At 61.2% G+C, this 16,134-nt stretch carries 13 protein-coding genes; 7 read left to right on the forward strand and 6 right to left on the reverse strand.

The window, feature by feature from the left end; genetic code table 11:
• The first annotated feature begins 1 nt into the window (after position 1).
• The 7 genes from IMCC20628_RS07190 (at position 2) to IMCC20628_RS07220 (ending at position 9,128) form a co-directional block, all read left to right on the forward strand.
• Positions 2-3,748, forward strand: a complete 3,747-nt coding sequence (locus IMCC20628_RS07190) for a nitrate reductase subunit alpha (protein ID WP_047029655.1) — start codon at positions 2-4, stop codon at positions 3,746-3,748.
• Positions 3,745-5,268, forward strand: coding sequence for a nitrate reductase subunit beta (narH, locus tag IMCC20628_RS07195; RefSeq protein ID WP_047029656.1), 1,524 nt, complete (start codon positions 3,745-3,747; stop codon positions 5,266-5,268). Before IMCC20628_RS07190 ends, narH begins: the two co-directional genes overlap by 4 nt.
• Complete coding sequence (narJ, locus tag IMCC20628_RS07200) at positions 5,265-5,957, forward strand: nitrate reductase molybdenum cofactor assembly chaperone (RefSeq protein WP_047029657.1); 693 nt, start codon at positions 5,265-5,267, stop codon at positions 5,955-5,957. Before narH ends, narJ begins: the two co-directional genes overlap by 4 nt.
• 18 nt (positions 5,958-5,975) lie before the next feature.
• Positions 5,976-6,677, forward strand: a complete 702-nt coding sequence (narI, locus tag IMCC20628_RS07205; RefSeq protein WP_047029658.1) for a respiratory nitrate reductase subunit gamma — start codon at positions 5,976-5,978, stop codon at positions 6,675-6,677.
• A complete protein-coding gene (locus tag IMCC20628_RS07210) occupies positions 6,674-7,468 on the forward strand; it encodes a peptidylprolyl isomerase (RefSeq protein WP_047029659.1) in 795 nt (264 codons plus the stop codon). Before narI ends, IMCC20628_RS07210 begins: the two co-directional genes overlap by 4 nt.
• Positions 7,469-7,569: 101 nt before the next feature.
• A complete protein-coding gene (locus IMCC20628_RS07215) occupies positions 7,570-8,082 on the forward strand; it encodes a DUF2478 domain-containing protein (RefSeq protein WP_047029660.1) in 513 nt (170 codons plus the stop codon).
• 113 nt (positions 8,083-8,195) lie between these two features.
• Positions 8,196-9,128 carry an L-lactate dehydrogenase gene (locus tag IMCC20628_RS07220; protein ID WP_047029661.1) on the forward strand — a complete coding sequence of 311 codons (933 nt, stop codon included), beginning with the start codon at positions 8,196-8,198 and terminating at the stop codon, positions 9,126-9,128.
• A 9-nt stretch (positions 9,129-9,137) separates the two neighbouring features.
• On the opposite strand, the gene IMCC20628_RS07225 is transcribed toward IMCC20628_RS07220, so the two are convergent.
• The 6 genes from IMCC20628_RS07225 to phnC all read right to left on the reverse strand — a co-directional run bounded on the left by IMCC20628_RS07225 (position 9,138) and on the right by phnC (position 16,038).
• The gene (locus tag IMCC20628_RS07225; protein WP_047032348.1) at positions 9,138-10,085 is read right to left on the reverse strand and encodes a 1-phosphofructokinase family hexose kinase; all 948 of its coding nucleotides are present in this window, start codon (positions 10,083-10,085) and stop codon (positions 9,138-9,140) included.
• A 60-nt stretch (positions 10,086-10,145) separates the two neighbouring features.
• A complete protein-coding gene (gene ppsA / locus IMCC20628_RS07230) occupies positions 10,146-12,536 on the reverse strand; it encodes a phosphoenolpyruvate synthase (protein ID WP_047029662.1) in 2,391 nt (796 codons plus the stop codon).
• Between the two features lie 148 nt (positions 12,537-12,684).
• The gene (locus IMCC20628_RS07235) at positions 12,685-13,608 is read right to left on the reverse strand and encodes an HAD-IIA family hydrolase (protein WP_052766336.1); all 924 of its coding nucleotides are present in this window, start codon (positions 13,606-13,608) and stop codon (positions 12,685-12,687) included.
• Entirely contained in the window at positions 13,605-14,423 is an 819-nt protein-coding gene (gene phnE / locus IMCC20628_RS07240) for a phosphonate ABC transporter, permease protein PhnE (RefSeq protein WP_047029664.1), read from the reverse strand. Before phnE (IMCC20628_RS07240) ends, IMCC20628_RS07235 begins: the two co-directional genes overlap by 4 nt.
• Positions 14,423-15,238, reverse strand: a complete 816-nt coding sequence (gene phnE, locus IMCC20628_RS07245; RefSeq protein WP_047029665.1) for a phosphonate ABC transporter, permease protein PhnE — start codon at positions 15,236-15,238, stop codon at positions 14,423-14,425. Before phnE (IMCC20628_RS07245) ends, phnE (IMCC20628_RS07240) begins: the two co-directional genes overlap by 1 nt.
• Positions 15,235-16,038 carry a phosphonate ABC transporter ATP-binding protein gene (gene phnC, locus IMCC20628_RS07250; RefSeq protein WP_047029666.1) on the reverse strand — a complete coding sequence of 268 codons (804 nt, stop codon included), beginning with the start codon at positions 16,036-16,038 and terminating at the stop codon, positions 15,235-15,237. The genes phnE (IMCC20628_RS07245) and phnC overlap by 4 nt, the downstream gene beginning before the upstream one ends.
• Between the last annotated feature and the right edge of the window lie 96 nt (positions 16,039-16,134).

Genomic DNA, 16,134 nt, shown 5'->3' on the forward strand with positions numbered 1-16,134 from the left:
AATGAGCCATCTGCTCGATCGCCTCAATTTCTTCACCAGCAAGCGCGTTGATACCTTCGCCGACGGCCATGGTGAAACCACCACCGAAAACCGCGACTGGGAGGACGTCTATCGCAAACGTTGGCAGCACGACAAGATTGTCCGCTCCACGCACGGGGTGAACTGCACCGGGTCGTGCTCCTGGAAGATCTATGTCAAGTCCGGCATCGTCACCTGGGAGACCCAGCAGACAGATTATCCGCGGACGCGGCCGGACTTGCCCAATCATGAACCGCGCGGCTGTGCGCGCGGCGCCAGTTACAGCTGGTATCTGTATTCCGCCAACCGGGTGAAGACGCCGTTGGTTCGGGCGCGGCTTATGAAGATCTGGCGCAAGCTGCGTGAAACCCAGTCGGCGATCCAGGCCTGGACCACGATCCAGTCGGATCCTGCCATGCGCGCCGACTATGTGACCAAGCGCGGCAAGGGCGGCTTCGTCCGCGCCTCCTGGGATGAAGCCACGGAAATCACCGCTGCAGCCAATGCCTATACTGCCAAGAAATATGGCCCGGACCGGGTTTTTGGCTTCTCGCCGATCCCGGCCATGTCGATGGTCTCCTATGCCGCCGGAACGCGCTATCTGAGCCTTATCGGCGGCACCTGCATGTCATTTTACGACTGGTATTGCGATTTGCCGCCAGCCTCCCCACAGACCTGGGGAGAGCAGACCGATGTGCCGGAATCGGCCGACTGGTACAATGCCGGGTTCCTCATCCTGTGGGGCTCGAACGTGCCGCAAACGCGCACCCCGGACGCGCATTTCTACACCGAGGCGCGCTATCGCGGCACCAAATCCGCCGTCATCTGTCCGGACTACTCCGAAGCGGCGAAATTCTCCGACATCTGGATCAACGCCAAGCAGGGCACCGACGCGGCACTCGGCATGGCTTTTGGCCATGTCATTCTCCGGGAATTCCATCTTGACCGTCAGGCTGAGTATTTTGAGGATTATTGCCGCAAATATTCCGACATGCCGATGCTGGTGCAACTCGACAAGCGCGGCGGGTCCTACATTCCGGGGCGGCAATTGCGGGCCTCCGATTTCGCCAAGAAGCTGGGCCAGAGCAACAATCCCGAATGGAAGACTGTCGGAATTGATGAGACCACAGGCGATGTGGTGGTTCCCAATGGCTCGATCGGTTTCCGCTGGGGTGAGAACGGTAACTGGAACCTTGAGGAAAAGGCCGACGGGGATCCCGTCAAACTGCGTATGAGCCAGATCCTCGATACCGATCATGACGCTGTTGTCGGGGTCGAGTTTCCCTATTTCGGCGGCGCGGCCACCAACGGGTTCGAGGTCTGCGATCATCCCGATGTGCTGACCCGCAATGTGCCGGTGAAGAAAATCAAGCTGGCCAACGGCAAGATCGCCATGGTCGCAACCGTGTTTGACCTGTTTTGCGCCAACTACAGCCTGGATCGCGGTCTGGGCGGCGGCAATGTCGCCACATCCTATGATGAGGATGTGCCGTTCACGCCGGCCTGGGCCGAGAAGATCACCGGTGTCCGCCGCGACAAGATCATTCAGGTGGCGCGTGAATTCGCCGACAACGCCGAGAAGACCAATGGCAAGTCGATGGTCATCATCGGCGCGGGAACCAACCACTGGTACCATATGGACATGAACTACCGCGGGGTCATCAACATGCTGGTGATGTGCGGTTGCGTTGGCCAGTCCGGCGGCGGCTGGGCGCATTATGTCGGTCAGGAAAAACTGCGCCCGCAGACCGGCTGGACGCCCCTGGCATTCGCGCTCGACTGGGCCCGTCCGCCACGCCACATGAACTCTACCTCGGCATGGTATGCCCATACCGACCAGTGGCGCTACGAAACGGTGACGGCGGCGGAAATATTGTCGCCAACAGCGCCGGAAGGCGACTGGAAGACACTGAGCCTGATCGACTACAACATCCGCGCCGAGCGCATGGGCTGGCTGCCATCCGCACCGCAGCTCAAGACCAATCCGCTTGAGGTTGGCCGCGCAGTCAAGGCGTCGGGCAAGGATGCCGCAGCCTATGTCGGGGAAAAGCTGAAGTCGGGCGAGCTGGAAATGTCGTGCGTGGATCCGGATGCTCCGGAAAACTGGCCGCGCAACCTGTTTATCTGGCGTTCCAACCTGCTCGGTTCGTCAGGCAAGGGGCATGAGTATTTCCTCAAGCACCTGCTCGGCACCGATCACGGCATTCAGGGCAAGGATCTTGGCGAGCAAGGCCGGCAGAAGCCGATTGAAGTCAAATGGCATGATGAAGCGCCGGAAGGAAAACTTGACCTTCTGGTGACCATCGACTTCCGCATGTCGACCACGGCGGTCTATTCCGACATCGTTCTGCCGACGGCGAGCTGGTACGAAAAGGACGACATGAACACGTCTGATATGCACCCGTTCATCCACCCGCTTCAGGCGGCCGTCGACCCGGCCTACGAGAGCAAGACAGACTGGGAAATCTTCAAGTCAATTGCCAAGAAGTTTTCCGAGGTCTCGCCGGAAATCCTTGGTGTCGAAACCGATGTGGTGCAACTGGCGCTGCATCACGACACGCCGTCGGAACTGGCGCAGCCGGAGGTTCTCGACTGGAAACTGAACGAATGCGAGCTGATTCCGGGCAAGACGGCGCCGGCTTATATCGCGATCGAACGCGACTATCCCAATGTCTACAAGCGCTTCACCTCGCTTGGGCCGCTGATGGACAAGGCCGGCAATGGCGGCAAGGGGATCACCTGGGACACCAAGACGGAAGTCCACCACCTCAAGGCGCTCAACGGCACCGTGACGGAGGAGGGCGTCTCTCACGGGCTGGCGAAAATCGACACAGCCATCGATGCCTGCGAGGTCATCCTGATGCTGGCGCCGGAAACCAATGGCGAAGTCGCGGTCAAGGCTTGGGATGCGCTCGGCAAGCACACCGGCATCAGCCACCGGCATCTGGCCGAGGCCAAGGAAGATGAAAAGATCCGCTTCCGCGACATCGCCGCACAGCCACGCAAGATCATCTCGTCGCCGACCTGGTCGGGGATCGAGAGCGAGGAGGTCTGCTACAATGCCGGCTACACCAATGTGCATGAGCTGATCCCCTGGCGCACCGTGACGGGCCGCCAGCAGCTCTATCAGGACCACAAATGGATGCAGGCGTTCGGCGAGTTCTTCGTCACCTGGCGTCCGCCTGTGGACCTGAAGACGGTGGGTCCGGAGATCAACATCTCCGAACGCGACGGCGAGAAGCATGTGGTTCTCAACTTCATCACGCCGCACCAGAAATGGGGCATTCACTCCACCTATTCCGACAATCTGATGATGCTGACGCTCAACCGCGGCGGCCCGGTGGTGTGGATTTCCGAGGTCGACGCCCGCAAGGCCGGGCTGGTCGACAATGACTGGGTCGAGGTCTTCAACGCCAACGGCGTCCTGACCGCGCGTGCGGTGGTCAGCCAGCGCATCAAGGAAGGCACGCTGTTCATGTATCACGCTCAGGAAAAGATCGTGAACACGCCGGGATCGCAGATCACCGGCAAACGCGGCGGCATCCACAATTCGGTGACGCGCACAACGCTCAAACCGACTCACATGATCGGTGGCTACGCGCAGCTTTCCTACGGCTTCAACTACTACGGAACCGTGGGTTCCAATCGCGATGAATTCGTCATCGTCCGCAAAATGACAAAGGTCGACTGGCTGGATCGCCCGGCCGCTACCGTGGAGGCAGCAGAATGAAAGTCCGCGCGCAAATCGGCATGGTGCTCAATCTCGATAAATGTATCGGGTGCCACACCTGCTCCGTCACCTGCAAGAATGTCTGGACCAGCCGCGAGGGCGTCGAATACGCCTGGTTCAACAATGTCGAAACCAAGCCCGGCATCGGCTATCCGAAAGACTGGGAAAACCAGAAACGCTGGAATGGCGGCTGGACCCGGACCAAATCCGGCAAGCTGCAGCCCAAACAGGGCGGCAAATGGCGGATTCTCGCCAATATCTTCGCCAATCCGGATCTGCCGGAAATCGACGACTTCTACGAGCCGTTCGATTTCGATTACGACCATCTGAAATCGGCGCCCGAGATGGAAGCGTTTCCGACCGCCAGGCCGCGGTCCAAAATATCCGGCAAGCGGATGGAAAAGATCGAATGGGGTCCGAACTGGGAAGAGATTCTTGGCGGTGAATTCGCCAAGCGCAGCCAGGATTACAATTTCGAGGGCATCGAGAAGGAAATCTACGGCGAATACGAAAACACCTTCATGATGTATCTGCCGCGGCTGTGCGAACACTGCCTCAACCCGTCCTGTGTCGCGTCCTGTCCTTCCGGCGCAATCTACAAGCGCGAGGACGACGGCGTCGTTCTGATCGACCAGGAAAAATGCCGTGGCTGGCGCATGTGCGTGTCGGGCTGTCCCTACAAGAAGATCTATTACAACTGGGAAAGCGGCAAATCGGAAAAATGCACCCTGTGCTATCCGCGTCTGGAATCGGGCATGCCGACGGTATGTTCGGAAACCTGCGTTGGCCGCATCCGTTATCTCGGCGTCATGCTCTATGATGCCGACAAGATCGCCGAAGCTGCCAGTACTGAGAACGAGAAAGATCTCTATGACGCGCAGCTCGGGGTCTTCCTCGATCCCAATGATCCCGAGGTGATTGCCGCGGCACGCGCCGAAGGTGTGCCCGAGGACTGGATCAAGGGGGCGCAGAATTCTCCGATCTGGAAGATGGCGATGGAATGGAAGATCGCGTTTCCGCTGCATCCCGAATACCGTACGCTGCCGATGGTCTGGTACGTGCCGCCACTGTCGCCGATCCAGAACGCAGCGGAAGCCGGCGCCATCGGCTCCATCGACAATATGCCGGATGTGCGGTCACTGAGGATCCCGGTGCGCTATCTCGCCAACATGCTCACAGCCGGCGATGAACCGCCGATCATCACCGCTCTCGAAAGGATGATGGGCATGCGTGCCTATATGCGCTCGAAGACCGTGGATGGTGTGATCAATCTTGGCGTCGCCCAGCGTGTCGGGCTCACCCCGCAGCAGATCGACGAGATGTACCAGCTGATGGCGATCGCCAATTACGAGGACCGGTTCGTCATCCCGACAACGCACCGGGAGATGGTCGAGGACGCCTATGACCTGAAAACCGGCTGCGGCTTTACCGACGGTAATGGCTGCTCCACCGGCACTTCCAAGAGCAAATTGTTCGGCGGCGGAAAGAGCTTCCGCTCACCTACGGAGTTCCTGTCATGATCCGCACATTCAAAGCCCTGTCGGCGCTTCTGAGCTATCCGTCCACCGATCTTCAGGAGGCCATCCCGGCGATCCGGGATGTGCTCAAGTCCGAAGCCATCGTGTCAGCCAGGGCGCTGAACGCCATCGAACCCTTGCTGGTCGAGTTTGAAACCGGTGACATCTTCGACCTGCAGGAGCGCTACGTGCTCTTGTTTGACCGGTCGCGGACGCTGTCGCTCAATCTGTTCGAGCATATTCACGGCGAGGGCCGGGACCGGGGCGGGGCGATGGTCGACCTGCTTGAAACCTACCGGGCGGGAGGTTTTGATCTTGTCAGCACCGAACTGCCGGATCATCTGCCAGTGCTGCTCGAGTTCATCTCGACGCTTTCGCTGGGTGAGGCGCGCGCGCTATTGGCTGACGCTGGCCACATCATCGCAGCACTGGCCGAACGGCTGACACGGCGCGAGACGCCTTATGCCTCGGTGCTCGTCGCGCTGTCCGAAACTGCACAGGCATCCATCGAAACCGAAGAGGCGCAGGCGCTGATCGCGGAGAAGGATGATGATCCGGAAGATCTCGAAGCGCTCGACGCGGTCTATGAGGAGGCGATGGTCACCTTCGGTCCCGATCCGAACGCCGGCTGCCCGGTCAGCCGCGATATTCTGGCCCGCATGGACGAACCGCTCCGGCCGGCTTCCGCCTGACACGAAAGGACGACTGTCATGAACTACTTTCTATTCGGAGTTCTTCCGTATCTGGCGCTCACGGTCCTGATCGTCGGTTCGATCGCGCGCTATGAGCGCGACCCCTTCACCTGGAAATCATCGTCGAGCCAGCTTCTGCGCCGCAAGCAACTGGTCTGGGGCTCGATCCTGTTTCATGTCGGCGTGCTGATCGTGTTCTTCGGCCATTTGGTTGGCATGCTGACACCGGTGGAGATCTTCCACGTGCTTGGCATGAGCTACGGCTTCAAGCAGGTGCTGGCGATCGTGGTCGGCGGTGTTGCAGGCGCGATGGCGCTGGTTGGCGGCGCCATGCTGTTGCACCGGAGGTTGTTCGACGAGCGGGTGCGAGCCAATTCGTCTTTCGCTGATACCGGCATTCTGGTGCTGCTGGTTGCCCAGCTTGTGCTTGGCATGGGCACCATCCTGGCATCGATCCAGCATCTCGATGGGAGCGAGATGGTCAAGTTCATGATGTGGGCGCAAGGCATCTTCACCTTGCAGGCCGGTGCCTGGGAACTGGTGGCCGACGTGCACTGGATCTACAAGCTGCACATCCTTTTAGGCCTGACGATCTTCCTCCTGTTCCCGTTCACACGGCTGGTGCACATGTTCTCGGTTCCGGTGCGCTACGTCCTGCGCCCGGGCTACCAGATCGTCCGCACCCGCAAGCACAAGGCAAATCTGGGGCAAAACTCATGAAACAGACATTCACCGATATCTCCGTCAACGGCGAAGCCATTTCGCCGGAACTGATCGCCACGGAAGCGCAGAACCACCCTGCGCCGAAGGGCAAGCCCGGCATGGCATGGATGGCGGCGGCGCGCGCGCTCGCCGTTCGCACGCTAATCCTTCAGGAAGCCAAGCGCCGCAACCTTGAGGCAGCGCCGAGCGAACTGGCACCGGGGCTTTGGGAAACAGAAGAAGAGGCCATCATCCGGCAGGTTCTCGATGAAGCGGTCGAGGCGGAAACGCCAACACCGCAAGCGGTTCGTGCTGCCTACGATGCCAACCTGGAGCGGCATCGTGCGCCGTCATTGTTTGAAGCGGCGCATATCCTGTTCGCGGCGCGGCCCGATGATGTTGTGGCGCGTAAGGTGGCCAAAGACCAGGCCAACGCGGTGCTCGCCAAGATCAAGCTCGAACCAAAGGCCTTTGACGCGCTGGCGCGGGACCATTCGGCCTGTTCGTCGCGCGCCAATGGAGGCAGGCTTGGGCAGATTTCGGCCGGCGACACGGTGGCCGAATTCGAAGCGGCGCTGAAGACGCTGGCTCAGGGCGAAATCGCCGCCGAGCCGGTGGAGAGTCGCTACGGGTTTCACATCATCCGGCTCGATGCCAGGGCTGATGGCGAAATCCTGCCGTTTGAAGCGGTGGAGACCGCATTGCGGTCAGCACTTGAAAAGGCCGCATGGGTTCGCGCCAGTCGCGTCTTTGTCGATGCGCTTGCCGAACAGGCGGAAGTCACCGGCATCACGCTGAAGGCAGCCTGAGCCGTCCCTGTCTGCTTGGTCGCGGCCTCATGATCGCGGCGAAGCCAGTAATTCAAACCGGCATAGGCATTTTACTGCCTGCCGCATCACAGGAGCCTGTCATGGCGCTCGCCTTTGTCAAAACTGTTGAACGCGGACAGACCGATCAGTTGTTGTGGGAGTTTGCCGATGGCCTGCTGGCAAGCGGGTTTCGGCTTGCCGGAGTTGTGCAAACCAACTCCGACCGACCCGACTCGCATCATTGCGACATGGATGCGTGGGTGCTTCCCAACGGCCCGATGATCCGCATCTCGCAGGTGCTGGGCGAAGAGTCTCGCGGTTGCCGGCTTGATCCGACAGCGCTCGAAGAGGCGGTGGCGCGGGTCGAGGCCGGACTTGAACTGTCGCCTGATCTTCTGATCATCAACAAGTTCGGAAAACACGAGGCCGAGGGCAGGGGATTCCGGTCGCTGATCGCAGAAGCGCTGGCGCGCGACATACCGGTGCTGCTCGGGGTCAACGGTCTCAACCAAGAGGCGTTCGAAGCGTTTGCCGGTGATTACGCGGAGGAAATCGCAGCCGACGCCGCTTACCTGGCGACATGGTTTGACAGCCTGCAGCAGAAAGCTGCCTGAACTCAGGTGATCACGCCGGTTTGACTTTTGTCACAGGGGCGGATGATGATCCTTGCTAAGAGAAGGTCCTGGTGCATCTGATGTGCGCCCTTGAACCTTGGAGCAAGGATCACATGAAAATCGGAATCGTCGGAACAGGAATGGTCGGCAGTGCGGCGGGTTACGCCATGGCGCTGCTCGGCGTTGGCACCGAAATCGTGCTGGTCGACGCCAATCCGGCACTGGCCCGCGCCCAGGCCCAGGACATCGCCCACGCCACGCCTTTCGCCACCACGGTGGCGGTGCGCGCCGGCGATTATGCTGATCTCAAGAATGCCGCAGTGGTGATCATTGCCGCCGGCGTCAGCCAGAAACCCGGCGAAAGCCGACTGGCGCTGCTCGAGCGCAATGTCGAAGTGTTTCGCTCGGTCATCGGTGGCGTGATGAAAGCGGCCCCCGAGGCGATCCTGCTCATCGCCACCAATCCGCTCGATGTGATGACCTTCGTTGCCCGGCGTATTTCCGGCCTGCCGGCCGAGCGGGTGATCGGCTCTGGCACCATTTTGGACACAGCGCGGCTCAGAAGCCTGCTTGGCGATCACCTCGGCATCGCGCCCAATTCGGTGCATGCCTATGTGCTGGGCGAGCATGGCGACAGCGAAGTTGCCGTCTGGTCGAGCGCCATGGCCGGCTCGGTGCCGATCGTCTCGTTTGCCAAACAGATCGGACGGCCGCTTGATCAAGCCGCCCGCACCCATATTGCTGAACAGGTGAAGGGGGCCGCCTACACCATCATCGAAGGCAAGGGTGCCACCTGGTACGGCATCGGCGCAGGCCTTGCCCGCATCGTCCGCTCGATCACCGATGACGAACGCACGGTGCTGTCGGTGTCGATGGTCAATGACAACATCGAAGGCGTGCGTGACGTGCCACTGTCACTGCCGCGCATCATCGGCCGCGAGGGTGTCGCAGCCACGCTGATGCCGGATCTCGACGAGGGCGAACGCGCCGCACTCAAGCACAGCGCCGAGGTGATTGCGGGGTTTTCGTCGAAGCTGAATTTTTAAAGCACAGCCTCAAATCTCCGCCGTCACCACCTTCTCCAAAATCTCGTCAGCACTGGCCTTGGAGCACAGCTCTGTCGCTGGCGTCAGCACGGCCGATCCTGCAGCGGCAACGCCGTGGCGGACGGCGTCGCGGAAGCTTGCGCCGGCTGCGAGGTGCATAGCGATGGCTGCGACCATGCTGTCGCCGGCGCCCACCGCACTCAGGGTTTTTATCTTTGGTGGCTGGCAGAAGAACCGCTCGGTGGCCGAGACGCCAACGGTGCCGGTCGAACCGATCGACATCACCAGCCTGAGGGCGGCGCCGCTGTTGATCAGCTGCTGGCCGTAATCGGCCAGATCTGCCGGAGAGGCGAAGTTTTTGCCAGAGACCTCGGTGGCTTCGGCGCCGTCCATCCGCATCAGCGCAAAGGGCGGGCCCGGATTGGCGGCGGCGCTGGCAAGGGCTTTGCCGGAGGTGTCGAGGATCAGCTGCGCGCCGGCCTCGATCGCCATCTTGTTGATTGTCCCGGCGATATCGGCCGGAACCCCGGACGGCACACTGCCCGACATCACCACGACGCAGTCTGGTTTGAGATGCGGCGCCAGCTCGGTCAGCATGGCTGTGGTCTGCTCCGGTGACCAGGACGGGCCGGGCAGCTGAAAGCGGTATTGCTTGCCGGAGGACGTCTCGACGATGGCAAAGGACTGGCGCGAGTTGCCGCCGATTTCGAAATGCGCGGCCGTTATGCCGTCGGCCCGCAGCATGGCCTTGAACGTGGCGCCGGTGTCGCCGCCAAGCGCCACAAAGGCTTTTGACTGGCCACCCAGCCGCAGGATGGCGCGCGAGACATTGACGCCGCCGCCGCCGGGATCATAGCGCGGCTCGGCACAACGCAGTTTCGGCCCTGGCGTCACCGTGTCGACCGAGGTCGACACGTCGAGAGCCGGATTGAGTGTGATGGTCAGGATTTCAGACATGGGGCTGACCATCACACATAGGGCAGGGTGGGTTCAATCTCGCCGGGCATGGCCAGGCAATTATTGCCCGGATTTTTCCGCCTCGGCGACGTTTTGCTTAACCGCGACAAAGCTGTCTGGCGTCACCGAGATGGTGTCGATGCCGGCCTGTACCAGCAATTTGGCGAATGCCGGGTTGTTGGACGGCGCCTGGCCGCACAGCCCGACCTTGGCGCCGGCGGCATGGGCGCGCTCGATCAGCGTTTCGATCATCCAGATCACTGCCGGATCGGCTTCGCTGAACAGGTCAGCCAGTTCGCCTGAATCACGGTCGACGCCGAGGGTCAGCTGGGTCAGATCATTCGAGCCGATCGAGAAGCCATCAAAGCGGGTGGCGAATTCGGCGGCGCGGATGACATTGGACGGGATCTCGCCCATGACATAGACCTGAAGACCATTCTCGCCACGGGCCAGCCCGTTGTCCGTCATCACTGCGAGCACCTTGTCGGCCTCGTCGGGTGAGCGGCAGAACGGGATCATCACCACGACATTGTCAAAGCCCATTTCCTCGCGCAGCATCTTGATCGCCTTGCATTCGAGTGCAAACCCCTCGCGGTAATTGTCGGAATAATAGCGCGAGGCACCGCGAAACCCGATCATCGGGTTTTCTTCCTTGGGTTCGAAGGCGCGACCGCCGAGCAGTTCGGCATATTCATTGGTCTTGAAATCGCTCATCCGCACGATCACCGGTTTTGGGTAGGCAACGGCTGCGATGCGCGACAGGCCGCGGGCGAGAGTCTCGACGAAATAGTCGCCCTTGTTGTCATAGCGCCGGGTCAGCTCGGCAATCTCGGCCTTGGCTTCCTCGTCCTTCAGCCTGTCAAAATTGACCAGCGCCATCGGGTGAACCCGGACGGCGGAGTTGACCACGAACTCCATCCGCGCCAGGCCAACGCCATCGGCGGGCAGGCGCCACCAGCGGAACGCTGCCGAAGGATCGGCCAGGTTGAGCATGATGCGGGTTTTTGTGGCCGGCACATGGTCGAGATGCACATCGGTGACCTCGTATTCGGCGATGCCTTCATAGACCGCCCCTTCCTCACCACCGGCGCAGGAGATGGTAACCTCCTGCTGGTCATGCAGTATGTGGGTTGCGTTGCCGGTGCCGACGATCGCAGGCAGGCCGAGTTCGCGGCTGACGATGGCCGCGTGCGAGGTGCGCCCGCCATGATCGGTAATGATGGCTGCGGCGCGCTTCATAATCGGCACCCAGTCCGGGTCGGTGGTGGACGTCACCAGGATCGAACCGTCGATGAATTTGTCGATGTCCTTGACGTTCTCAATCATGCAGACCCGTCCGGCGCGCACGGCGGCGCCGACGCTCAGGCCGGTGATCAGGGTCTTGCCGGCCTTCTTGATGGTGTAGGATTTGAGCGCCGTGACATCGATGCGCGACTGCACGGTTTCAGGCCGCGCCTGGACAATGTAGAGCTTGCCGGTGTCGCCGTCCTTGGCCCATTCCATGTCCATCGCCTGGCCGTAATGCTCCTCGATGGTCGCCGCCTGGCGGGCGAGGGCGAGGATTTCATCGTCGGAGAGCACATAGGCGCCGCGTTCGGCCTTCGAGGTCGGCACATTCCTGGTCTCGCCGCCTTCCGCGCCGGCATAGATCATCTTGATCTCCTTGGCGCCGCAGGTTTTCTCGACAATCGGCTTGAGGCCGGGTTTGTCGAGCAGTGGCTTGAACACTTCGTATTCGTCGGGGGTGACTGCGCCCTGAACGACGTTTTCGCCCAGACCCCAGGCGGCGTTGATCAGCACCACCTTGTCGAAGCCGGATTCGGTGTCGATGGAGAACATCACGCCCGAGCCGCCGATGTCGGAGCGGACCATCAGCTGCACGCCGATCGACAGCGCCACCTGGTTGTGGTCGAAGCCCTGGATCTTGCGGTAGGTGATGGCCCGGTCGGTAAACAGCGAGGCGTAGCAGCGGCGGCAGGTGGCAAGCAGCGCGGCTTCGCCACGGACATTGAGGAAGGTCTCCTGCTGGCCGGCAAAGCTGGCGTCGGGCAGGTCTTCGGCGGTGGCGCTGGAGCGGACAGCGACGGAAAGCTCGGTGTGGCCGGTGCGCTCGGAGAGTTCGCGGTAGGCTGACAGGATGGATTCGCGGATATCGTCGGGCCAGTCGCCGGCGGCGATAGCCGCGCGGACGGCCTTGCCGGTTTCGGCCAGGGTGCGCTTGCCGCTTTCGAGCATGGTCATCGCGTCGGCGATAACCTGGTTGAGATTGTTGGCCTTGATGAAGGCGCGGAACGCGTCCGAGGTGGTGGCGAAGCCGGGCGGCACGTCGATGCCCTTTTGGCCCAGCTGCTGCACCATTTCGCCAAGCGAGGAGTTCTTGCCGCCGACCAGCGCAACATCGCCGCGGGAGAGATCTTCAAACCAGATGACGTTCTTGTTGGCTGCGGACATGAGGCGCTCCCGGAGGCTGTTGATACAGGTCAAAACGAAATGCCACTATAGGAGGTGGAATTGCGCCTGCTTTGACGTGCATCAAGCCGGAAACAAAACGATTGAACGGTTGCGGGGAGGGTTGGCGCGAGGTTTTCCGGCTATCGATTCAGGGCCGCTCGAGGATGAAATCGGGCGTGATTCCGGAGCTTTCGATGGCAGCTTCGGGATCTCCACCATCGAAAAATCCAAAGCCCTGAATCAGCGCTGAGCGGAAGCCTGCGGCATTGCCGCCCAGAATATCGGTGTGCAGCGTGTCGCCAACCATCACCACACGCTCGTCAGGCACGCCGGCGCGGATATGTTTGCGCACCATGTCGAAAACCGCCGGAAACGGCTTGCCGAAAAACACCGGTTCAACACCGGTGGCACTGGCCAGCCGGTGTGCATAATGCCCGGGTTCGAGCGACAGACCGGCTTCGGTCGGGGCGACCAGATCGGGATTGCCGACCAGCAATTGCCTCGGGTTGTGCTTGAGCGTCTGTTCGAGCAGCGCCTGGCGTGCCTCACTCCAGGCCGATGCACCAAACATCAAAAATCCTTCGGCCTCGGCATAGGCTTGCGGATCATCTTCGAGAAAGATCGCACCGTCGGGAAGTTCCTCGCGGCCGAATTTCGGTGCTGCCACCATGCCCCATTTGCGGTGCGGATAGGATTGAAGCCCCTTGAGCAGCGCCATGCGGCTCGATACCACCTCGCCAGGCCCAAAGCTGTAGCCCAGCCGGGTGTAGCGCTCATAGAGCACCGATGAGGGATAGCCCGCCGCATTGGTGACAACCAGCACCTGCTTGCCGCGCTGACGCAACCCGTTGACCCGGTCGACGACGCCGGGAATGGCGGTCTCGCCGATATTGAGCACACCGAAAGCGTCGAGCAGGAACACGTCGAACTGATCGGCGATGGCATCGAGGTTTTCGGCCCGGACGAACTCGGTCTGTCTGCGCATCGCCGGCAGGCGATGACGCACGGATTCATACTCTGCGAAGGCGATTGAAGTGTCCGCGCCTTTCAGGATTGCTGCACCGGTGCTCACATGATGGCTCCGCGCACCTTGGCCGAGACCCATTCGCCAACAATCACCGCAAACAGGATGACGATCAGGATCAGCGTTACCTGCGGCCAGGCCAGCGTGTTGAGCGAGGACTGCAATTGTAGCCCGATGCCGCCGGCGCCGACGAGACCCAGAACCGTGGATTCGCGGATATTGATGTCCCAGCGGAACACGCTGATGCCGGCAAAGGCGGGCATGATCTGCGGCACGATGCCGTAAGCCATCACCTGCCAGCGGCTGGCGCCGGTGGCGGTGATCGCCTCGACCTGTTTCTCGTCAATCTCCTCGATCGCTTCATAGAGCAGTTTGGCGCAGAAGCCGATCGAGCGGAAGGCGATGGCCAACAGGCCGGCAAAGACGCCCGGGCCGATGACGGCCACCAGCAGCAAGGCCCAGATCAGCGAGTTGATCGAGCGGGTGGCGACGATGATGAACAGCGCCACGGGACGGATGAACATAGCCGACGGCGTGGTGTTGCGCGCCGCCAGAAAGGCTATCGGCACTGCCATGAACAGGGCCAGCACGGTCCCGAGCGTCGCCATGTTGAGCGTGTCCCACAGCGGTCCCCAGAGCTTGTCCATATAGGACCAGCGCGGAGGCATGGCGCGGGAGCCGATGTCGGCAGCTATGCGCGGCGCATCCCAGACGAAGAACCAGGTGGTGGCCTCCGAGATGCGCTGCCAGCACCACATGAAGATGGCGACGGCGACGAGATAGCCGGCCCAGCGGGTGATCGTCTGGTTGCGATTGCGCAACTGCCAGATCTTGGCGCCCTTTGCGTCAGTTGATACCGGCATTATTGCACCTTTGCCCGGATGATGCCGGATAGATATTCCAGCGCCATGACGGTGACGATGATGATGAGCAGGATTGCTGCCGCCGTGTCGAATTCATAGCGGTCGAAAGCGGTGTTGAGTGTCGCGCCGATGCCACCGGCACCAACCAGGCCAAGCACGGCGGATTCACGGAAATTGATGTCGAGGCGATACATCGACAGTCCGATCAGCCGTGGCATCACCTGCGGCTGAACGCCGTAATTGATCCATTGCAGCCAGGAGGAACCGGTGGCGCGAATGGCTTCCGCCTGCACCTTGCTCATTTCCTCGATGTCTTCTGCGAGCAGTTTCGACATGAAGCCGATGGTGGCAAAGGACAGGGTGAGGAAGCCGGCCAGCGGTCCGAAGCCGAAGATCGCCACCAGCAGGATGGCGACAATGATCTCGTTGAGCGCACGCGACAGCGCCACGATAGCGCGGCACACCAGATAGACCGGCAGCGGGGCTATATTGCGTGCAGCGCCGAGGCCGATGGGAATGGAAATCGCAATGCCCACCACCGTCGAGGTGATGGTGATGATGATGCTCTCGATGATGCCGTCCCAGATGTCGCCGCCGCGGGAGACGAAATCGGGGTTGAAGAAGGCTGTCACGAAGGCCCAGCCGCGGCTCAGACCTTCGGCGACGCGCGACCAGTTGACGTCGATCGAACTGACGGCCAGCACGACATAGACGAGAGCGCCGATGAACAGGCCCCAGCGCAGAAGCGGATTGGTGATCAGATGCGGCTTTTGCCAGCTGTGGCCAAGCCGGTCGTCAAGCGTGGCCGTGGTCATAGCGCCGGCTCCACCACATCGGCGTCTTCCTCGTCATCGACATCACGAATGGTGGCGTGCCAGTCTTCTTCGCCGTAAATCGTGGTCAGCACCTCGTCGCTCATCTCGGTGGGCTTGCCGTCAAAGGCCAGCTCTCCGGCTTTCAGGCCGACGATGCGTTCGACAAACATCTGCGCCAGCGCCACATCGTGAATATTGATGACGGCAGCGAGATCGCGTTCGGCGCACAATTCGCAGATCAGGCGCATGATCTGGCGTGAGGTTTTTGGATCGAGCGAGGCGGTCGGTTCGTCAACCAGCAGCAGCCGCGGGTTCTGGATCAGTGCGCGGGCAATGCCGACACGCTGGCGCTGGCCGCCGGAGAGTTCATCAGCGCGCTTGTCGGCCATCGCCAGCAGTCCGACGCGGTCGAGCAGCCGGAAGGCTTCATCGACATCGGATTGCGGGTATTTGCGCAGGAACGATCGCCAGAAGCCGACATAGCCGAGCCGTCCGGAAAGCACGTTCTCCATCACGGTGAGCCGTTCGACCAGCGCGTATTCCTGAAAGATCATGCCCATCTGGCGGCGCATCTTGCGCAAACCGCCGGAACTCAGCGCGGTTACGTCGGTGCCGTCAAGGATCACCGAGCCCGATGTCGGCTCGACCAGCCGGTTGATGCAGCGGATCAATGTCGATTTGCCTGCGCCGGACGGTCCGATCAGCGCCAGAACCTGTCCCTTGGGAATGGACAGGGTGACATCCTGAAGCGCCTTGTCACCGGTGCGATAGGTCTTGGTCAGTTTATTGAGTTGCAGCATGGGGTTCCGTGATCGGCAAAGGAAGCGCGGCGGTCAGATGCTGCGCAATCGCATGAAAAAAGGCTCCGCCGCATCCAGGTGGACACGGCGGAGCCT

This window comes from Hoeflea sp. IMCC20628 (assembly GCF_001011155.1).
GTDB lineage: Bacteria > Pseudomonadota > Alphaproteobacteria > Rhizobiales > Rhizobiaceae > Hoeflea.